Genomic DNA, 19,256 nt, shown 5'->3' with positions numbered 1-19,256 from the left:
AACATCAGTTAGTCTGTAGCCTGTGGCCATCAGAGCCGACGCGCAGAGGGTGTGCATGACCGAGAGAGCCGACGACGAGACCGGCATGGCCGAAAGAACCGGGGACGCGCTGCGGTTCCTCGAACGGTTCGCCGTGATCATGTCCGACTCGGGTTACCCGCGTATGGCGGCACGCGTGCTCGCGGCACTGCTCATCGCCGACGACGGCCGGCGCACCGCCGGCGAACTCGCCGACGTGCTGCACGTCGGCCCGTCGGCGGTCTCGGGCGCGGTGAAATATCTGATGCGGGTTGGGATGGTGACCCGCGAGCGGGACCCCGGTGAGCGCCGTGATCACTACCGCGTCGACCAGGCGGCCTGGTACAGGGCGGCGGCGTCGAGTGACGAGGTGTTCCGCCGCTTCGAGGAGGGGGCCCGCGACGGAGCCGAGGTGCTCGGTACGGACACGCCCGCGGGCGCCCGGATGGACGAGACTCGGCGCTTCTTCGCGTTCCTCCGCAGCGAGGTCCCCCAGTTGCTGCACAAGTGGAACGAGTTGAACGCTCAGCCCGCGCAGCGATCAGGCGGCTCGGCTCGGTCCAGATCCTGATGCGCACTTGACCGTTGGCCAAGAGGCTGATCGTCCGCTTGCGGTTGTTTCGTTTATTGCGGATAATGCGATAGGGAGGTGTTGTCATGGCAGACGCCCAGGCCAAACGTGTTCAGCCCGGGACCATCGACGCCGAGCTCGCCAGTCGCGCGGTGCGGCGGATCAAGGATTACCTCATGCGGTATCCCGAACAGTCGACCATTCGCGTCGACGGCGAGCATGGTGACGAGGATCCGTTGATCCTGCCTCGCGAGGCTGTGAGCCTGCTCGCCTTCGTCCTCGCTCAGGCGGCTGAAGGGCGCGGAGTTACCGTCATACCGTCCCATGCCGAGCTGACCACGCAGCAAGCAGCGGACATGCTGAACGTCTCGCGACCTTATCTGATCAAGCTTCTGGAGGCGGGTGAGATTCCCTTCCGGTTGATCGGTAAGCATCGGCGTATCACCTATGAGGATCTCCAGGAGTACAAGCGCCGTGACGACGTCAAGCGCCGAACGGCTGCTGATCAACTTGCTGCACTGGGGCAAGAGCTGGGCATCTGAACATGGCCTTCGTGGTGGTCTACGACGCGAACGTGCTGTACGGCAACACTCTGCGTGACCTGCTCATCCGCCTTGCCATGGTGGGGCGGGCGCAGGCCAAATGGACCAACGGGATTCTCGACGAGATGCAACGCAACCTGCTTGCCAACCGTCCCGATATTTCGGAAGAGAAGTTTGGCAAACTCCGCCTCCTGATGAACTCGGCTGTCAGGGATTCCCTGATTGAGGGCTATGAGCCGCTGATTGAGGGGCTGAAGCTTCCCGACCCGGACGACCGGCATGTGCTGGCGGCGGCGATCAAGGCAGGGGCGCAGATCATCGTGACGTCGAACCTCAAGGACTTTCCGGCAGGAGACCTGGCCCCATGGGGCATTGAGGCCAAATCCCCCGATGACTTCGTGCTGGACCAGATTGACCACGATGGGAGAGTCGTGTGGGCTTGCGTGCAGCAGATCGCGGACTCGCGTACCAACCCGCCGGAAACTGTGGACGACGTGCTCGATGCATTGGAGACGGCAGGCCTCGTCGAGTCGGTCGCTGCCCTACGAGCCGGTTAGAGGCATTGCCGGCCCGATCTTGTGGACAACCTCCGCATGCCGACTGATCATTTCAGCGCGCTGAAGTGCGGGAAGATCTCGGACTTCTTGCCGAGCTTGAGCAGCGTCTCGGTCACCCGGCCCTTCAGGTCGACGATCCCGACGCCGGCCGCGGTGGAGATGAGCAGGTGCTTCTCGTCGTACCAGCCGAGGGTGGTGGGCCGTCCACTCCAGACGATGGGAAGTCTCGTCACGGCTTTGCCGGTCGACGCGTCCCACACGCAGGCGGCCTTCTCCAGTGGCAGGCAGGCGGTGACGAATCGCTTGCCGGAGGGGGAGAAGACGCCGCGTCCGTCGCCGCCTGGCCGGCCTCGTACCTGGTATTCCTTGGTGGCCTTGCCCTGGAGGTCGTACAGGCGGACGGTCGTGCTGCCGAGCCTGCCGTGCCTGACCAGGAAGCGGGTGCCGTCCTGGTTCCACTCGAAACCGCCGACGGTGACCAGTGCCTTGTGGATCTTGATGAAGCGAGGCGTGAGGTCGGGCACGTCGAGGATCAGGACTCCTGCCGAGCGGTCGCCCTGGCGGGCCAGGCTGACGGTGAACAGCAGCTTCTTCCCGTCCGGTGACCACCTGGGCCAGCGCATCTGGGGATACTGGGTGCCGCCGTTCTCGGTATCGGCGGGGCTGTAGTCGGTGAGCTGGATCGCGACGTCCCGGCTCTTGCCGGTGGTCCGGTCGAGGATCCGCAGGCCACTCTTGCCCGGCTCTCCCCTCGACTCCAGCCGCGCGACCGTCCAGCGTCCGTCGGGGGAGACCGCGAAATCCCCATAGTCGCTCTTGATGAACCGCCGCCGGTCCGGCTGCCATGCCCACAGCGTGAACGGGCCCCCGTGGTTCTGCATGTCGACAGTGGTGTACGACGTGAGCTGGACAGGGCGGCCGTTCAGGTCGGCGACGACCGCGGCCTGACCCTTGCCGAACTGGCCATCTCCCGTCCGTTCCGTTACGCCAGGTAACGGGCCCCGGGTCGGCTGAGGCGGGGGCGCTGCGGTGGTGGCTGCGGCTGCGGTTGTGGTGAGCACCAGTGCGCTCACCAGGCCAGACACGAAACGGCCGAGCATGTGATCTCTCCTGGCTGTCGGAAGTAAGCCCTATCAAGATCAGAGTAGGGTTCGCCCCACCCCCACCGAACCCCGAATGGACGAGCGCGCGGGTGGTGTGTCAGTGGTCGCGTCAGGACGGCGACGGCCCGGTATCAGCACGGTCGGCGATGCTCAATCCCATGAACGGCCCAGCGCTTACGAACTGGGCCACGCTGAACTGAGATTCAACAGGAGCACACGATGCAGAAGTTCGACACCCTCGCCCCGATCACCGCCGTCCTGGACATCCCCGCCGGACGTGTCAAGTTCATCGCGGCCGACCGGGCCGACACCACCGTCGAGGTCCAGCCCGCCAACGCCTCCAAAGGCCGCGACGTCAAGGCCGCCGAGCAGACCATGGTGGAATACGCCGACGGCGTCCTGCGGGTCGAGACCGCGCAGAAGAACCAGTACCTCGGCCCGACCGGAGCCATCGAGGTGACGATCCAGCTGCCCACCGGTTCCCGCGTCGAGGCGAAGTCGGGCAGCGCCGAACTGCGGACCGTCGGCCGCCTCGGCGACGTCACCTTCGAAGGCGCCTACCACCAGATCAAGCTGGAGGAGACCGCGAGCCTGCGCCTCACCGCGACCGACGGCGACGTCGAGGTCGGCCGGCTGGGCGGCGCCGCGGAGATCAGCACCGCACGGGGCGACATCCGGATCGCCGAGGCCACCGGCGGCAAGGTCGTGCTCCGCACCGAGTCCGGCGACATCACGATCAGCGCCGCCGCCGGCGTCTCGGCCTCCCTGGACGCCGGCACCGCCCACGGCCGCATCGCCAACAACCTCAAGAGCGACGGCACCGCCGAGCTCGACATCCACGCCACCACCTCCAGCGGCGACATCACCGCCCGCAGTCTCTGACTGAGAGTTCCGGACGCTTCCCCGGCCCCGAGGTCGCCCCTCGCGTGGCCTGGGCGAAGCAGGTATTACGCCTGGATTGGCTATTCCGGTCAGGCCCAGTACGTTGATCTTCCTCATCGCCAAGGTGAGCGATGTTCACGATCCGGGGGTCGCCGAATGCTTTTCAAACGCCTTGTCCTCTATGTCGCGGCGGGGGTTCTTGTCGCCAACGGGCTCGACGCCCGTCCCGTGGCGGCGGAATCGCTCGATCCATGTTCCGGTACGGCGGTGTCGTCCGAGCCGCTGAGCTGCAGCGCTCCGTCGGACCTCTTCCCCGGCGCGCGGCTCGGGTTACGGACGGGCCCCCAGGCGAACGGGGCCCGGCTCACGGCGGACCAGGCCGACGCGGCGGCGGAGGCGGCGACGGCCAAGGTCCTCTGCGACGGCGACGGGGAGAGCGGCAAGCGCGTCGAGGTCCTGTACGTCCGCGAGTCCAGCATGCCCGACCGTTACACGCAGCTCATGCCGATGTTCCAGGCGTGGCTCGCCAACGCCGACGACTCGTACAACGACGCCGCCGCCGAGGGCGGCCAGAGCCGGCACATCCGCTACGTGACGGAGACGGTCTCCGGGGGTTGCCAAGTCGCGGTACGCCAGGTCACGGTGCCCGCCGACTCGCTGGCCACCTTCGACAGTGGCATCACCGCGGTGAAGGCGCTGGGATACGACAAGGCGGACCGCAAGTACCTGATGCTCACCGAGGCAACCGTCGAATGCGGGCGGGGCGGACGGTACAATGACGATCGTCCCGACGCCGCCAACTACAACAATCGCACCACCTACGCGCGGGTCGACGCGATACCCAACTGCTTCGGAGCCAACGCCATCGCCCACGAGCTGGGCCACACGTTCGGCGCGGTGCAGCCGAGCGCGCCGCACTCCAACAGCGGACACTGTACGGACCAGTTCGACCTCATGTGCTACGGCGGTACGCCGTCCTGGGACTGCGTGGAGTGGAACGACTACCGGGTTCCCGACTGCAACCGCGACGACTACTTCAACGTCAGCCCGGAGGCGGACAGCTACCTCGCCACCCACTGGAACAGCGCGGACAGCGACTTCCTCATCAAGGGCACGACCGCCGACGTCGTAGGCCATCCCACGGTCGGCCTCACGTACGCGATCACCAGCGTGTCCACGGGAGGGGCCATCGAGCCGATCGATGGTTCCACGACCGGACTGGTCAGGCTCAGTCAGCGCGCCCGGACCAACGGGGCGAGCCAGAAGTGGATCATGGGCTACAAGACCGGCCTGCAGTTCATCAACGCGAACAGCCGGATGTGCGTGGACAGCGCCTACAGCGGCACCACCTCGGGAACCCAGGTCCTGCAGTACGCCTGCAACGGTCAGGACGGCATGCGGTGGGCGTACCTGCCGCAGGCGGACGGCAGCTACGCGATCATCAACTGGCTGTCCGGCCTGGCCCTGACGGTCACGGGCGCGTACCCCGCCCCGCTGGAGCAGCAGCCCTACACCGGAGCGACCAACCAGCGGTGGAAGTTCAACCGGATCACGGATCTCGGCCCACAGGACGGCGCGAAGTACTACCTGACAGGCATCGGCAACCGGGAGAACGCCGAGGTGCTCAACGGCGCGCTGACCTCCGGAGCGGTGGTCACGCACAAGGCGCACTCCGGCGCCACGCGCCAGCAGTGGACGTTGCGCAAGGCCGCCTCGGACACCTTCCCCGCCCGCTTCGTCAACGTCAACAGCGGCCTGTGCCTGGACCTGAAGACACCGAGCGACGCGGCCGGAACCCAGATCGTCCAGTCGACCTGCACGGCGAGCAACACGCAGATGTGGACCGTACGGCGGGCGGCTGACGGCACGTACGTCCTCGTCAACGTCCACAGCCAACGCGTGCTCAACATGACGACCGGTACGTCGTCCGTCCTGGACCAGCAGGTTCTGGCCGGCAACAACGCCAACCACTTCTGGGCGCTCAAGCCGATCTAGCCTGGCCGGTAAAAGCCCAGGTCAGCGGTGTGACCTGGGCTCCCTTCTCTTGAGCGAGGACATCAAAGGACCTGATTTGCGAAGATTTCCAGATGGAAATCGACATGAGCGCACAGGGGCCGCTGGCGGGCAGGGTAGCGGTGGTGACCGGAGTGAGTCGCCGGGCGGGGATCGGCTTCGCCCTGACGCGCGAACTGCTGAGCGCCGGGGCGAAGGTGGTGGCGCAGTCGTGGACCCCACACGATGCCGATCAGCCGTGGGGCAGCGATCCGGCCGGGATGGCCGGCGTGCTGGCGGCGCTGGGCGGCGTGGGTGACCATCTGGAGCATGTGGAGGCCGACTTCACCGACCCGGCGGCGCCAGCGGAGGTGATCGAGCGGGCCGTCGACCGGTTCGGGCACGTGGATGTGCTGGTCGCCAACCATGCGCGTAGCTCCAAGCAGGCGCTGGAGGAGGTGACGGCGGCCGAGCTCGACCTGGCGTGGGCGGTGAACGCTCGGGCCAGCGTGTTGCTGGCCCAGGCATTCGCCGCTCAGCACGATGATCGGCGCCCCGGGGGTCGGGTGATCTTGTTCACGTCCGGTCAGCATCTGGCCCCAATGCCGACGGAATTGCCGTATGCGATCAGCAAGGGCGCGATCCATCAGATGACGGCCAGCCTCTCCGACGCGCTCGCTGATCGGGGCATCACGGTCAACACCGTCAACCCTGGGCCGGTGGACACCGGCTGGGCCAGTCCCGGGCTAGCCCAGCAGATCGGCCATGCCCTGCCTTCGGGCCGATGGGGGAGGCCAGATGAGGTCGCCAAGCTGGTTCGTTGGCTCGTCTCGGACGATGCCGCCTGGATCACTGGCCAGGTGATCAATTCTGAGGGCGGCTTTCGACGTTGGGTGAAGTGAGGGGACTGATGTAGGTTTCGGCAAGCTAGTGCAATTTAGTGGCAACAGCAAAGGGGTTGCAGATGTCGAACGCCACCTCGCCTGTACGGCGGTCGTTGTTTCTGCATGCGTCGATCCGGCGCAAGCCGCGCCTGATGTTGGAGCAGATGCTGGAGCTGGTGGACGACGACACTCCGGAGGCGGGCCCGGACGGCCCTGTCGCGGTGCTGGAGCGGCGGCTGGCCGACCTGCTCGGCAAGGAGGTGGCGCTGTTCTTCCCGAGCGGGACGATGGCGCAGCAGGTCGCGTTGCGCGTGCACGCCGACCGGCGTGGCCGCCGCGCCTTCGCCGCCCATCCGCAATCGCACCTGGATGTGTGGGAGGAGCAGGGCTACAACGCCGTTCACGGTCTGCGGCTCCGGCGTACCGGCGACCCGTACGAGCTGATGACGGCCTCGGACCTGACTGCGGCGATCAGCGAGCCGCTCGCGGCGGTCGTCTGGGAGCTGCCGCAGCGTGACCTCGGTGGTCTGCTGCCGGAATGGGAGGATCTGTACGAGCAGGTGGCACTCGTACGGACGGCCGGCGCCGCCGCCCACCTGGACGGTGCCCGGCTCTGGGAGGCCCAGACCTACTACCGGCGGCCGTTCGACGAGATCGCCGCCCTGTTCGACACGGTGTACGTCTCGCTCTACAAGAGCCTGCAGGGTGTGCGCGGCGCGGTGCTCGCCGCAGACGCCGAGACCGTACGCGCCGCCGAGGTCTGGCGGCAGCGCCTCGGCGGCGGCATTCGCGACGCCTGGCCCCTTGCCCTGGCCGCCCTGGTCCACCTCGACGACCTGGCCGCGCGCATGCCCGCCTACCACGAGCACGCGATCGCCATCGCGACGGCCGTCAACGCCGACGGCGCCGCTCGCGCCCATCCGAGCCCGCCGCAGACGCCGATGTTCCACATCCACCTGCCCGCCCCCAAACGGGCGGTGGAGCGGGCGGGCGCGGAAATCCTCGCGGAACACGGCATCCAGCTCTGGGGCCGGGTGCGCTCCGCCCCCGATCCCGGCCGGTGCAGCTTCGAGGTCAGCGTCGGCGAGAACGCCATGGAGTTCACCCCCGACGAGGTCGTCGCCCTCATCCACGACCTGCTGGCTCGGGCCGCGAGCGCGGGGTGAGCCGGGCCGAAATGTCGTCGACAAGGCCGTTGCCGACCGCCTATGGTGCCGACCGTGACAGATAACCCCAGCATGCGCCAGTGCGACTGCGGCGCGAGCGCCGGCCCGCTGGGCGTGTGCGTCGACTACTATCATGCGATCCTGGCTGAAGAGCAGGCCGATCCGCAGATGTACAAATGGCACGCGCCCGTGGTGTGCGCGTACCTCCTGCAGCATCCTTCCCGCGCCCATGAGAAGCACATCGACGGCCAGTTCCGCTGGCTGCAGTTCTACGTGGACAAGGGCCTTGACGCGCTGCTTCGCCTACAAGCCCATCAGGTGGCACGGAACAAGCACGGGGTACGGTCGGGCTACGACATGGCGCCACTCGAGGAGTACGCGACGCTCCCGCAGGGCGGATCTCCCGGGCATTTCCGCGCTTCGTTCTGCGGCCTGCCGGTCAAGGGTGGCAGCTTCGTGTCCGACGGGCATCTGGCGTACGGACGCGGCATCGAAGCCATCGCCGAAGCGACTGTGGAGTCCTGGAGATCCGTCCAGACGTGACGCACGGCCCAGCTCCGGGACGTACGGGAAGTGATTCATGAAGCGCTACATCCTGACCGGCACGCCTGGAGCCGGGAAGACCGCCATCCTGCGCCGGCTGGAGTGCGACGGCTACACCGTCGTCGAGGAGGCGGCGACGGACGTCATCGCCCTGCGGCAGGCACAGGGTGAAGCCGAGCCGTGGGCGAAGCCGTCCTTCGTGGAGGAGATCATCACCCTGCAGCGCCGACGGCAGGAACAGGCCGCGGCCCTTCCCGGCGAGGTACAGATCTACGATCGATCGCCGGTCTGCACATACGCGCTGGCTGTTTATCTCGGCCACTCCGTCTCTCCTGCGCTGTCCCGCGAACTGGAACGCATCGAGGCCCAGCGGATCTTCGAGAAGAAGGTGCTCTTCGTACAGAACCTCGGATTCGTCACGCCGACCGACGCGCGGCTGATCACGTTCGAGGAGTCGCTGCGGTTCGAGCAGATCCACCAGGACGCCTACGCCTCGCTCGGGTACGAGTGTGTGTTGATCGCTCCGGGCGTGCTGATGGACCGGGTGGCGGCGGTCAGGAAGCAGTTCGGTTCCTAGCGCCAAGGATCAAGGGCGTGCTTGATCGGCGTTGGCCCGGACCGGGCCAACGCCGGACCGGGGGTCAGCGGCCGCTGCCCGCTACGAGGCCGGAATAGTTGGCGAGCACCTTGACCTGGTCTGGTTTGCCGCTCTTCGGGGGGATGTGGGCGGCGATCTGGAACAGGTCGGTGATCGTCATGTACGTGTAGTACTTGCCGCGCAGGAGTCCGCTGTCCTTCTGGAAGACGTAGTTGCGCTCCGGGCCCTGCCGCACGTCGTAGCGGATCGTGCGCTCGATCGTGGTGAAGGTCAGGGCCCCGCCGTCGGTGGTGCGCAGCGTGTACGACGGGTAGCGGGTGACCGGGCGGGCGGTGGACGAGCTGCGCGCGTACTGGTTCATCCTCTGGCGGGTCTTCGCCGCCCCGGTGGTGATGCTGTCGGCGGCGAAGAGGCTCTTGTCGGCGGCGGTGCCCTTGCCGACCATGTGGGCGGCGTACTTCTTCGCGAAGTCGGCGGGCGACATCAGCAGGCCGGTTCCGTCCGTGGGGCCGACCGCCGTGGCGACGCCCGAGGCGTCAGCGGCGATCGCGGGCAGTTCGTCGGTGGTGGTGCCGTCGAAGGCGTCGGGGGAGTACATCTGCCGCCAGCCGTCCCCCTGCCGGGCGAAGAGCAGGTACGTCGGCTCCTTCGAGGTCGTCGGCTTGCGCTGCCAGTGTGCCGTGGCCAGGAACCAGGGCTGCTGCCCGGCGGCCGGCGCGCGGAACGCGGCGCCCGTGTAGCCGAACGGCTGGTACTTGATGGTCTTGCGCAGGATGCGGCTGGAGGCGTAGCTGGCCTTGTCGATGGCGAAGCTGGAGCCGCCTTCGTAGCCGGCCAGGAGTTCGTCGCTCCGGGCTTTGTTGGCGGCGTTGTTGCGCTTGACGTAGTCCGCGAGGACCGAGGTGGCCTCCTGGTCCGAGATGGCGCGAGCCGGCTTCGGGGCACTGCTCGCGCTGGGTTTGCTCGTCGCGGCAGGGTCCGCCTTCGCGCCGCCCATGCCTGGCAGGGCGGGCAGGGCGGAGCATCCTGCGAGCAGACACCCTGCTGTGACTGCGCTGATCGTCCAGCCGTACCGTCGCACTTTCCGTACCTCTAACCACTATGGGACTAAAGGGCACAAAAGTAGCAGTAGGGATGTCGGGTGCACGATCGGGGACCGCGGTTCCGGGCAGCCGGTTACGGCTCCTTCGCGTGGCGTGAGCGCTCACAAGACCCTGTTGGCCGGGCGTGAGGGGACTCTATAGAGTCTGGCCAGAGATGAGCACGGCTCCGGTCTGGAGGAGGGGGATGTCCATCAAGCCGCTGTCCCTGCCGCAGCCGCCTCAGAAGGCGCCGGAGTTCGGGCGGGACGCGCTGATCGTCTGCGAGAGCCTGGTACGGATCTACCAGTCCGGGTCGGTCGAGGTGCAGGCGTTACAAGGGCTGGACCTGCTCGTGGACAGTGGCGAGATGGTCGCCGTCGTCGGGGCGTCGGGGTCGGGCAAGTCGACGTTGCTGTCCATCCTCGCCGGGGTCGACGCCCCCACCGCCGGGCGGGCGCGCGTCGACCGGTGGAACCTGCTGGCGATGTCCCGGGCCGATCGTGTGCACTACCGGCGGCGTACCGTCGGATTCGTCCGGCAGCAGACGGCCAGCAACCTCGTGCCCTACCTGACCGCTCGGCAGATGATCGACCTGCCGATGACGGCGGCCCGCACACCGGCCCGCAGGCGCCGGGCCCGCGCCGCCGAACTGCTGAGCGCCCTCGGCGTCGCCGACTGCGCCGACCGGCGTCCCGCGCAGCTGTCCGGCGGGCAGCAGATGCGGGTCGCCATCGCGGTGGCCCTCGCCAACGAGCCCCGCGTCCTGCTGGCCGACGAGCCGACCGGCGAGCTGGACACCGCCACCTCCGCCGAGGTCTTCGGGACATTACGAGAGGTCAACCGCCGACTCGGCGTCACCGTCGTCATCGTGACCCATGACTCCGCGGTCAGCGGCCAGGTCGAGCGGACCGTGGCGATCCGCGACGGACGCACCAGCAGCGAGGTACTCCGCCGCACCGCCACCGGCGCCGACGGCGACACGCACATGATCGCCGAGGAGTACGCCGTGATGGACCGTGCCGGACGGGTCCAGGTGCCGCGCGACTATCGGGAGGCGCTGGCACTGACCAGGCGGGTCCGGCTGGCGCTGGAGGCCGATCATGTCGCGATCCGCCCCGACTTCGACGGGTCCGATCGTGATGTGATCCGTCCTGATCTCGACGGGTCCGATCGTGATGTGGCCCGCCCTGATCTCGACGCGGTCGATCACGTCGCGGGCGGCCCTGACCTCGATGGGCCCGCATGAGCGCCGGTCCGGCCGACAGGCCGCTGCTCGCCGTGCGCGGCGTCCATCGGCGCTTCGGCAGCGGGCCGACCGCCGTCCACGCTCTGCGGGACGTGTCGTTCGACCTCGCCGCGGGCACCATGGTGGCCCTCATCGGCCGGTCCGGGTCCGGGAAGACCACATTGCTGAACGTCATCGGCGGTCTGGATCGTCCGGACTCCGGGACCGTACTCGTCGACGGTACCGACGTCACAGCCCTCGACGAGGACGGCCTGTCCCGGTTGCGGCGGGAGAAGGTCTCCTACGTGTTCCAGACGTTCGGCCTGATCCCGGTGCTGTCGGCCGCGGAGAACGTCGGCGCCCCCTTACGGCTGGCGCGCCTCCCGGCGGCGGAACGCGAGCGTCGGGTCGAGCTGTTGCTGGAGTTGGTGGGCCTGGCCGACCACGCCGAGCAACGTCCGGGTGAGCTGTCCGGCGGCCAGCAGCAGCGAGTGGCGATCGCCCGGGCCCTGGCCGCCTCTCCCAGGCTGCTGATCGCCGACGAGCCGACCGGGCAACTGGACGCCGAGACGGGTCTGTCGGTGATGGCGCTGCTGCGCGGAGTCGTGGAGTCCGAGGGGGTGACGGCGCTGGTGTCCACGCACGACCCGACCATGCTCGCGCTGGCGGACCGGGTGATCCAGATCAACGACGGGCAGCTGGACGGGTGTGAAGCCTCATGATCGTCCAGAGCCGCCCGTGCTGAGGCTGCTCGCCCACCGAGCCCGCGCGCAGTGGCCGCTGCTGGCCGCCCTCCTGGCGGTCGCCATGGTGGGCCCCACCCTGCTGGGCGCCTGCGCCCTCCTCATCACCCGCACCGCCGAGCAGGCGCTGGAGGCCGCCGCGTCCCGCGCCACTCCCGACCAGGTCGACGTCACCGCCTACACCGTCACCATCCGCGGACCGGACGCTCGATCCGTCGCCGACGACACACGCCGCGTGCTGACCTCGGAGCTGGCTCCGTTCGCCGCGACGACGGCCGCGCGCGCGTCGTCGGTGATGCGGTCGCTGCCGACGACGCGGGCGGGCGGCGACGGCGTACCCGATGAGACCTACCTGTCGGGCGTGGAGGACCTGTCGGCCCGCGCCGCGTTGGTCACGGGCCGGTGGCCGCGAGGCGCGGCCGACGCGGCACACCCCGCCGCGCCGCCGAAGACCGAAGCGGTCCGCCCGGCCGTGCAGCCGAAGGCGGACGTGGTCCGCCCGGCGGTGCAGCCGAAGGCTGATGCGGTCCACTCCGGTGGGCCGCTGAAGGCCGATGCGGTCCGCCCGGCCGTGCCGCTGGAGGCCGTCGTGCTTGAGCCCACCGCGCGGCTGCTCGGCCTCACCTTGGGCAGACGCGTCCGCCTCGGTGCGGAGCTGGGCGACGACCCCGCCCGGACGGTCGACGTGACCATCGTCGGCGTCGTACGCCCGTTGCCAGGCACCGGCTGGGACCGCGACCCCCTCGCCGCCACCGGCTACGACCTCGCCTACCGCGACGGCCGCTCCGTGCGGCCGGTCCATGCGTACGGGCCGTTCATCGTCGATCTCGCCGCCCTGCTGGCCGGCGGCTCCACCATCGACCGGCTGGAGATCACCGCCCATCCCGACCTGTCCGCCCCCACTCGCCGCGGCCTCGACACCGCCGCCGAGTCCGTGCTCGGCGCCGACCGCCTATTGGCGCGTACCCTCGGCGACCGGGTGCGGATCGAACGCGTCGCCTCCCGATTGCCGTCGACCCTGCTGTCCGCCCGCGATCAGCAGCAGGTCACGGCCGCCGCCGTACTCACCGTCGCCGTCCTCGGCATCGTCCTGACCGCGACCGCCCTCGCCCTCGCCGGTCGGCTCACCGCCGGCGTGCGCGCTGACGAGACCGCTCTGCTGTCGGCGCTGGGCATCAGCCGCGGGCAGTTCGCCGCCGCCGCCGTCGTCGAGGCCGGCGCACTCGCCGTCCTGGCCGCCGCGCTCGCGATTCCCGCCTCTTCTGTCCTGCACGCCGGCCTGACTCACCTGCCGCCGCTGGCGGAGGCCGGGCTGGCCGTCCATCCGGTCGTGACCGGCGTCCATGTGCTCGCCGTCGCGGGTGGCGCGCTGGCGCTCGCGGCGGTGCTCGTCGCGCTCTCGGTGCGGCCCACGCCCGTGGGCGGCGACCGTCGCCACCGGCGCGAACTGCTGGCCCGCTCCGGGGCCGATGTGCTGCTCGTGGCGTTCGCCGTCGCCGGCTGGTGGCAGCTGCGTGATCAGCCCACCGGCTCCGGGTCCTCCGTCGACGCCATCCGCGTGCTCACTCCCGCGCTGCTGCTCACCGCCGGCTCCGCGCTGGCGCTGCGCCTGGTGGTGCCCGCGCTGCGCGGCGTCGAGCGACTGGCGCGCCGCGCCCGTGGGCTGCCGCTTCCGCTGGCCGCGTTCGAAGCCGCCCGTCGGCCGCAGGCGGTCGCCGCGGGGCTGCTGATCGGCCTGGCCTGCGCGGCCGCCACGTTCGGGGTCGGCTTCGACGCCACGTGGCAGCGCTCCCAGCATGACCAGGCCGACTTGGCCGTCGGTACCGATCTCGCTCTCACCCTCTCCGCGCCGCCGGGGGCCGGGCAGGGCGCGGCTGTCCGCGCGGCCACCGGAGGAGCGGTGAGCCCGGCCACCAACCGTGGCGTCGCGGTCGGGCAGTGGCTCGGCAACGCCGGGGACGTACCACGGCTGGTCGCCGTCGACACCACCCGCGCCGCGTACTTGCTGCGCGGCCGGCTGAACGATGGCCGCAGGTGGACGGACGTGGGCGCCGCGCTCGCGCCGCCGACCCGCGTCACCGGCGTCCCCGTCCCGAAAGGCGCCGTGTTCACCCTCACCGGGAAGGCGACCGGCGGTGGGAAGACGACCGGCGGTGGAAAGGCGACCGGTGCTGGGGAGGCGACCGGTGCTGGGAAGACGACCGGCGGTGGAAAGGCGACCGGTGCTGGGGAGGCGACCGGTGCTGGGAAGACGACCGGCGGTGGAAAGGCGACCGGTGCTGGGGAGGCGACCGGTGCTGGGAAGACGACCGGCGGTGGGAGCACGACCGGCGCTGGGAAGACGACTGGCGCGACCCCGCTCACCGTCACCCCTCGGCTGCTGCTGCAGGACGCCACGGGCTTGCGGACCTCCTGTGACGGCGCGCCCATCCCGCTCGACGGCAAGGCGCATCCGCTGTCGGCCTGCGCGACCGTCGAAGGGCTGCGGCTGGTCGCGGTGTCCCTCCCGTTCGCGCCCGATCTGGGGAACGTCGGCTTCGGCTACTCCGATGCCCTGGCCGAGCTGCCGGCCGGGGCCGGTGACAGCCGCGTCGCCGTCACCCTCACCGTCCCCGAGGCCCCAGCCTCCACCGGCGTGGCGTCCGGGTCGCCGTGGAGCGCCACCTCCGTCGAGCCCGCCCCCGGCCAGCTCGGCGATCCGGCCGTCGCCCTCGCCCGTACCCCGGCCGGTGTTCAGCTGAAGATGACGACGACCGTCGGGCTCAAGGGCCCCCCGGACGCCGCCCGAACCCTGGTCGCCACCGCCTTCCCGGCCCCGGGGCCGGTGCCCGTCGCCGTCTCCACCCGCTTCGCCGACGAGGTCGGTGCTCGTCGCGGCTCGCGGCTCGATCTCACCGTCGGGCTCACCCCCGTCCCGGTCAGGGTGACGGAGGTGCTGCCCACCGTTCCATCCGCCCCGGGCGCCGCGGCGATCCTGGCCGACTCGGACGTCCTCTCCCGCGCCCTCGTCATCAGCGGCAACCTCGACTTCCCCGTGGACGCCTGGTGGGTCGGCAACCCCACCCGAGCCGACGCCGCCGTACGCGTCGCCGCCCTCCGCCTCGGCACCGTCACCACGCGCGCGTCCGAGACCGCCCGCCTCACCGGTGGCCCCCTGCGCGCCGGCCTGCCGGCCGCGCTCCGGCTGCTCGTCCCGGCTACGGCCCTGCTGCTGCTCGCCGGTGTCGTCCTGCATGTGACCTTCGACCTCCGGACCCGCGCGCTCGAGGTGGCGCGGCTGCGGGGCCTGGGGATGACCCGGCGGGAAGTACGTGCCGTACTGCTCGGCCAGCACGTCGGCGTCCTGCTGCCCCTGCTCGCGGCAGGCGCGGCCGTTGGCGCACTCGCCACCCACGTCGTCGCGCCCCTGCTCGTCCGCTCCGACACAGGCTCCGTCCCCGTGCCTGCCGCCCTGCCCGTCTGGCCATGGGCCACCGAGGCCGGGCTGCTTGCCCTGCTGCTGGCCGGGTGCACGGTCGCGGTGACCGCCGTGGTCGTCGTACAGGCCCGCCGCGTCGACGTCGCGTACCTGCGGGTGGCGTCGTGAGGCGCATGCGAGCACAGGTCGTGAAGCATCTGCGGGTGGTGTCATGAGGCGCATGCGGGCACGGCCTCGTGAGGCATCCGCGAGTGGAGTCGTGAGGTGGCGCGCCGGCCTGTGGCCGGTCGGTCGCTGGTGGCCGCCCGCCCTCCACTGGCCCAGCATCCGTGGGCGCGCCCGTGCCGACGCCGGGTCGCTGCTCCTGGCCGCCGCGGTCGTGGCGGTCGTCACTCTGCTCGCCGGCGTCGTACCGCCGCTGCTGCGCGCGACCGCCGACGAGGCCGTTCGGGACGGGGTCCGCCGCGCCGGCGGCGACGGCGACGTCCTTGTCGAGGCCCGTATGGAACGCGATGACGGGCCCAACGGCGGACGCGTCCGCGCTCCCCGGCTCGCCGAGGACGTCGACGACTTTCGCGACAGGGCGACGGACGAACTCGGACCCGGCCTGCGGGCCGCGCTGCGTCCGCCCGTCGCCACCGTCATCAGCCCCACACTCAAGATCACTGATGGCAGCGTGCTGCGCACCTTCCAGCTCGCCTACCTGGCGAACGCGAAGGGCGAGGGTTCCGACGGCGGCGCGCACGGGAACGGCGCCGACGGCGGCTCGCACGTGAACGGCATCGGCAGCGGGCCGCAGGTGACCTGGATCGCGGGCGGCCCGCCCCGGTCCGCCGTCCCCAAGAGGGACGACCACGCCGAGGTTCCCGTCACGGGGGCGCCCTGGCCGGTGCAGGTCGGTCTGTCGGAAGCGGGCGCCGACGCACTCAAGCTGCGTCCCGGCGCGCGCATCCCACTCAAGGACGACGCGGGAGGCGTCAAGAAGGTCCTGGTCAGCGGCATCTTCCGGGCGACGGACAGCACCGATCCCGCCTGGCGGACGGCTCCCGCGCTGCTGCGTCCAGTCTCCGGCGCGGATGGTGTTGGCTCCACCCGATTCGCCGGCCTGCTGTCACCCGAGTCCCTGCCCGATGCCCGCCTCGCCTTCGACCAGGACGCGCTAAGGCGCGTCGTCCGGTTCACCCCCAACCCGAACCGGATCACCTGGGACTCCGCCCAGGCGGTCTCCGCGAAGGTGGTCGCGCTCAAGGCGACCTCCGGCTCCTCCGGCGCCCTCGACGGCTCTCTGAAGTGGGAGACGGGGCTCGACGGCGTACTGCGGAACATCACAACCCAGGTCGGCGCCGCGTCCGCGCAGGCGTCGGTCCTGCTCACCGGCGTGCTGGCCGTCGCGGTTCTGGTCCTGCTGCTCGCCGCCGACCTGCTGGTGCGCCGCCGCGCCCCGGCGCTGGAGGCCGCACGGCAACGGGGGGCGGCCCTGCCGACGCTCGGTGCCGAGCTGCTGGTCGAGTCCGCCGTGGTGGCGCTGACGGCCGCCGCGGCCGGGCTCGCGCTGTCGCGCGCCGTCGTCCCGGGCGCCTCCTGGGAGTGGGTGGTCCCCGTGGTGCTCGCGGCCGTCGTCGCGGGCCCGGTCTTCGGTACGCTCGCCGCCGCCCGCGCCACCCGCGACCGGCGGGTCCCGGCCAACCGGACCGCGCGCCGCTGGGCCCGTCACACCGTCCAACTGCGCCGCGCCGCCCTTGAGGCAGCGGTACTGATCGCCGCGGTGGCCGCCTTCGTGGCGCTGCACCAGCGCGGGATCCTCCCGGCCGCCTCCGCTCCCGGCGGTGACGTGGCCGGTCCGGGGCTCGGGCTGGGGGATGGCGGTCCGCTGCCCGCGAGCGCGCCCGTTCTTGGCGTTCTCGCCGGCACGCTCGTCCTGCTGCGGCTGCTCCCCGCGGGGCTGGGCCTGGTGCTCAAGCGGGCTCTGCGCTCACGTCGTCCGCTGGCGGTGTTCGGCACCGCGCGGGCGGTCGCGACGTCCGCGCGTGCCCTGCCGCTTCTGGTCCTGGTGACCTCCGCCGCTTTGGCGTCGTTCGCGTTCACCCTGGACGCCACCGCCGGCGACGGCCTGGCCGAGGGCGCGTGGCGTACCGTCGGCGCCGACGCCCGCCTCGACGTCGTCCCAGCCGCGGCGGCCTCCACACCCGCGCTGTCCCGGCGCATCGCCGCCGCTCCGGGAGTCCGGCAGGTCGTCGCCGCGCAGGTCACCGACCGGGCGCGGGTCGTCGCCGACTCACTGGTCATCGCTCCGCGCCTGGTCGTCGTGGACGCCTCCGCGTTCCGGCGGCTGCTCGCCGCCACCCCGCTGCCTGACGAGCCGGCGCTCGCCCGGCTCGGGGCGACCGGTCACGGGGACGTGCCTGCCCTGGTGCGCTCCGGCGACGGCGGCCTGCGGCCAGGCACGCGGCTGGAACTGCTCCGGGACGGTGCTCCGGCCATCCGGCTCACCGCCGTCGGTACGGCACCCGCCATCGGCGGCGCCGGTGACGTCGTCCTCGTGGACGCCGCCACTCTCCAGGCCGCGGGCATGCCCTCCGTACCCGACACGGTGTGGGTGAACGGCCCCGGAGCGGCGCGGGCGGTCGCCGCGAGCGGCGTCGACGCGGACACCGTGCTGCGCGAGGACGTGCTGCGTGCCCGCCGCGCGGCGCCGCTGACCTCAGGGCTGCTGACGCTGGCGTGGGTCTCGGCCGCGACTCTGCTGGCGCTGGGGCTGCTGGGTCTGGCTCTCGGCGCTTCCGCGAGCGCGCCGGAGCGATGGCAGACCCTGACCCGGCTGCGCACCCTCGGTCTGCGGCCACGAGACGCCCGGTGGATCGCCGCGGGGGAGTTGCTGCCGCCGGTGATGGTCGCCGCCGTGGCCGGTCCACTGCTCGGGGTGCTGCTCGCCCGCCTGATGCTCGGCTCGCTCGCGCTGCGGCTGCTCACGGGGCAGGCCGCCGACCCGGCCCTGGTGCTGCCGTGGTGGCGGCTCGGCCTGGTGGCCATGGCGTTGCTGGTGGCGGTCGCCGTCGTGGTGCCGATCGAGTCGGCACTGCGGCGCCGTCGGCGGCTGAGCGAGGTGCTGCGCGCGGGCGACGGATAGCCGGCGCCCGGTGGGCGATCAGCTGTCGGACGGTGGTTCGGCGGTGGGGGCGAGGCCGAGAAGGCGGTCGAGCAGTTGGTGCATGTGAGCGCGGAAGCGCCGCAGTGCGTCGGGGTCGTCGGGGCGGCGGCGTTGTCCTGTCGTGTCGAGGATCCCGCTCACTGAGAACCCCTGGATGCACCAGACCAGCGTGTACGTGGTGAGCTGCGCGTCGGCGTGTACGGGCGCCGCCAGGGCGGTGATGCTGTCGACGGCGTACTGGGCCAGCGGCTGAGCGGAGAGCGACTCCAGCTCTTCGATGTCGCTGGCGTCGGAGAGCCACCGGTGCATCCACAGCGCGGGAACCTCGGGATGCTCGACGCACAGGTCGATGTAACCGTCGATGAAGCGGTGTAGGGCGGCCGGCCGCTCCTGGGGTGTGGCGGCCGTCAGTTCGCCGGCTCTCTTGTCGATGACGGCCGAGAGGTCCTGCTGAGCGCGCTCCATGACCGCCAAGTAGAGGTGGCGTTTGGTGGGGAAATACGGGGTGATGGCGGCCGTGGTCAGCCCGGCGGCCTCACCGATTTGACCGACGGAGACGCCGTCGTGGCCGAGCGCGGCGAACAGCCTGGTCGCCACCCGCAGGATCAGTTCCCGCTCGTTCTCTTCTGGAGAGGCCATGGACGCGACCATAGGACCGCGCTGCCGCCCGGCCTACCGCTCGATCGGCAAGCGCGGGTAAAAGTCCGAGCTGCGGAGCGGGGTGCCCGCTGTACAGGCATTTAAGGGACGTCAGGGGATATTTCGGGAAAATTGAAAGAAGTGT

At 70.7% G+C, this 19,256-nt stretch carries 16 protein-coding genes; 13 read left to right on the top strand and 3 right to left on the bottom strand.

Annotated elements, in window-relative coordinates; translation table 11 throughout:
- The first annotated feature begins 55 nt into the window (after positions 1–55).
- The 3 genes from ACQP2T_RS58540 (at position 56) to ACQP2T_RS58530 (ending at position 1,688) form a co-directional block, all read left to right on the top strand.
- The gene (locus ACQP2T_RS58540) at positions 56–589 is read left to right on the top strand and encodes a GbsR/MarR family transcriptional regulator (protein ID WP_433513325.1); all 534 of its coding nucleotides are present in this window, start codon (positions 56–58) and stop codon (positions 587–589) included.
- An 86-nt stretch (positions 590–675) separates the two neighbouring features.
- The gene (locus ACQP2T_RS58535; RefSeq protein WP_433513324.1) at positions 676–1,131 is read left to right on the top strand and encodes a helix-turn-helix domain-containing protein; all 456 of its coding nucleotides are present in this window, start codon (positions 676–678) and stop codon (positions 1,129–1,131) included.
- 2 nt (positions 1,132–1,133) lie between these two features.
- On the top strand, positions 1,134–1,688 hold the full coding sequence (locus ACQP2T_RS58530) for a PIN domain-containing protein (RefSeq protein ID WP_433513323.1): 555 nt from the start codon (positions 1,134–1,136) through the stop codon (positions 1,686–1,688).
- A 47-nt stretch (positions 1,689–1,735) separates the two neighbouring features.
- Here ACQP2T_RS58530 and ACQP2T_RS58525 read toward each other — a convergent pair whose 3' ends face one another.
- Complete coding sequence (locus ACQP2T_RS58525) at positions 1,736–2,788, bottom strand: hypothetical protein (RefSeq protein ID WP_433513322.1); 1,053 nt, start codon at positions 2,786–2,788, stop codon at positions 1,736–1,738.
- A 222-nt stretch (positions 2,789–3,010) separates the two neighbouring features.
- Between ACQP2T_RS58525 and ACQP2T_RS58520 the strand changes: the two genes are divergently transcribed.
- The 6 genes from ACQP2T_RS58520 to ACQP2T_RS58495 all read left to right on the top strand — a co-directional run bounded on the left by ACQP2T_RS58520 (position 3,011) and on the right by ACQP2T_RS58495 (position 8,835).
- On the top strand, positions 3,011–3,673 hold the full coding sequence (locus ACQP2T_RS58520) for a DUF4097 family beta strand repeat-containing protein (protein WP_433513321.1): 663 nt from the start codon (positions 3,011–3,013) through the stop codon (positions 3,671–3,673).
- A 156-nt stretch (positions 3,674–3,829) separates the two neighbouring features.
- The gene (locus tag ACQP2T_RS58515) at positions 3,830–5,668 is read left to right on the top strand and encodes an RICIN domain-containing protein (protein WP_433513320.1); all 1,839 of its coding nucleotides are present in this window, start codon (positions 3,830–3,832) and stop codon (positions 5,666–5,668) included.
- 92 nt (positions 5,669–5,760) lie between these two features.
- Positions 5,761–6,567, top strand: coding sequence for an SDR family oxidoreductase (locus ACQP2T_RS58510; protein WP_433513319.1), 807 nt, complete (start codon positions 5,761–5,763; stop codon positions 6,565–6,567).
- A gap of 62 nt (positions 6,568–6,629) precedes the next feature.
- Positions 6,630–7,715 (top strand): threonine aldolase family protein, encoded by a 1,086-nt coding sequence (locus ACQP2T_RS58505; protein ID WP_433513318.1) that lies wholly within the window; start codon positions 6,630–6,632, stop codon positions 7,713–7,715.
- A 54-nt stretch (positions 7,716–7,769) separates the two neighbouring features.
- Positions 7,770–8,258: a DUF5946 family protein gene (locus ACQP2T_RS58500; RefSeq protein ID WP_433513317.1), complete on the top strand. Its 489-nt coding sequence runs from the start codon at positions 7,770–7,772 to the stop codon at positions 8,256–8,258.
- Between the two features lie 37 nt (positions 8,259–8,295).
- A complete protein-coding gene (locus ACQP2T_RS58495; RefSeq protein ID WP_433513316.1) occupies positions 8,296–8,835 on the top strand; it encodes an AAA family ATPase in 540 nt (179 codons plus the stop codon).
- 64 nt (positions 8,836–8,899) lie between these two features.
- Here ACQP2T_RS58495 and ACQP2T_RS58490 read toward each other — a convergent pair whose 3' ends face one another.
- Positions 8,900–9,853, bottom strand: coding sequence for a hypothetical protein (locus ACQP2T_RS58490; RefSeq protein WP_433513315.1), 954 nt, complete (start codon positions 9,851–9,853; stop codon positions 8,900–8,902).
- Positions 9,854–10,143: 290 nt separating this feature from the next.
- On the opposite strand from ACQP2T_RS58490, the gene ACQP2T_RS58485 reads away from it, so the two are divergent.
- From ACQP2T_RS58485 to ACQP2T_RS58470, 4 genes are all read left to right on the top strand, one after another.
- A complete protein-coding gene (locus ACQP2T_RS58485) occupies positions 10,144–11,184 on the top strand; it encodes an ABC transporter ATP-binding protein (RefSeq protein WP_433513314.1) in 1,041 nt (346 codons plus the stop codon).
- Positions 11,181–11,885 (top strand): ABC transporter ATP-binding protein, encoded by a 705-nt coding sequence (locus tag ACQP2T_RS58480; RefSeq protein ID WP_433513313.1) that lies wholly within the window; start codon positions 11,181–11,183, stop codon positions 11,883–11,885. Before ACQP2T_RS58485 ends, ACQP2T_RS58480 begins: the two co-directional genes overlap by 4 nt.
- Before the next feature lie 16 nt (positions 11,886–11,901).
- A complete protein-coding gene (locus ACQP2T_RS58475) occupies positions 11,902–15,492 on the top strand; it encodes an FtsX-like permease family protein (RefSeq protein ID WP_433513312.1) in 3,591 nt (1,196 codons plus the stop codon).
- 91 nt (positions 15,493–15,583) lie between these two features.
- Positions 15,584–18,451, top strand: coding sequence for an FtsX-like permease family protein (locus ACQP2T_RS58470; RefSeq protein WP_433513311.1), 2,868 nt, complete (start codon positions 15,584–15,586; stop codon positions 18,449–18,451).
- An 18-nt stretch (positions 18,452–18,469) separates the two neighbouring features.
- Here ACQP2T_RS58470 and ACQP2T_RS58465 read toward each other — a convergent pair whose 3' ends face one another.
- The gene (locus ACQP2T_RS58465) at positions 18,470–19,111 is read right to left on the bottom strand and encodes a TetR/AcrR family transcriptional regulator (RefSeq protein WP_433513310.1); all 642 of its coding nucleotides are present in this window, start codon (positions 19,109–19,111) and stop codon (positions 18,470–18,472) included.
- Between the last annotated feature and the right edge of the window lie 145 nt (positions 19,112–19,256).

The organism is Nonomuraea sp. CA-143628 (genome assembly GCF_050942315.1).
Taxonomy (GTDB): Bacteria; Actinomycetota; Actinomycetes; order Streptosporangiales; family Streptosporangiaceae; genus Nonomuraea.
Note: the sequence above shows the minus strand (reverse complement) of the source record. Positions and strands in the feature narration are given on the sequence as shown.

Excerpts from the sequence above, each read along its gene's own strand:
- ACQP2T_RS58540 (WP_433513325.1), top strand. The coding sequence starts at position 56 with ATGACCGAGAGAGCCGACGACGAGACCGGCATGGCCGAAAGAACCGGG.
- ACQP2T_RS58535 (WP_433513324.1), top strand. The coding sequence starts at position 676 with ATGGCAGACGCCCAGGCCAAACGTGTTCAGCCCGGGACCATCGACGCC.
- ACQP2T_RS58530 (WP_433513323.1), top strand. The coding sequence starts at position 1,134 with ATGGCCTTCGTGGTGGTCTACGACGCGAACGTGCTGTACGGCAACACT.
- ACQP2T_RS58525 (WP_433513322.1), bottom strand. The coding sequence starts at position 2,788 with ATGCTCGGCCGTTTCGTGTCTGGCCTGGTGAGCGCACTGGTGCTCACC.
- ACQP2T_RS58520 (WP_433513321.1), top strand. The coding sequence starts at position 3,011 with ATGCAGAAGTTCGACACCCTCGCCCCGATCACCGCCGTCCTGGACATC.
- ACQP2T_RS58515 (WP_433513320.1), top strand. The coding sequence starts at position 3,830 with ATGCTTTTCAAACGCCTTGTCCTCTATGTCGCGGCGGGGGTTCTTGTC.
- ACQP2T_RS58510 (WP_433513319.1), top strand. The coding sequence starts at position 5,761 with ATGGAAATCGACATGAGCGCACAGGGGCCGCTGGCGGGCAGGGTAGCG.
- ACQP2T_RS58505 (WP_433513318.1), top strand. The coding sequence starts at position 6,630 with ATGTCGAACGCCACCTCGCCTGTACGGCGGTCGTTGTTTCTGCATGCG.
- ACQP2T_RS58495 (WP_433513316.1), top strand. The coding sequence starts at position 8,296 with ATGAAGCGCTACATCCTGACCGGCACGCCTGGAGCCGGGAAGACCGCC.
- ACQP2T_RS58490 (WP_433513315.1), bottom strand. The coding sequence starts at position 9,853 with ATGGGCGGCGCGAAGGCGGACCCTGCCGCGACGAGCAAACCCAGCGCG.
- ACQP2T_RS58485 (WP_433513314.1), top strand. The coding sequence starts at position 10,144 with ATGTCCATCAAGCCGCTGTCCCTGCCGCAGCCGCCTCAGAAGGCGCCG.
- ACQP2T_RS58480 (WP_433513313.1), top strand. The coding sequence starts at position 11,181 with ATGAGCGCCGGTCCGGCCGACAGGCCGCTGCTCGCCGTGCGCGGCGTC.
- ACQP2T_RS58465 (WP_433513310.1), bottom strand. The coding sequence starts at position 19,111 with ATGGCCTCTCCAGAAGAGAACGAGCGGGAACTGATCCTGCGGGTGGCG.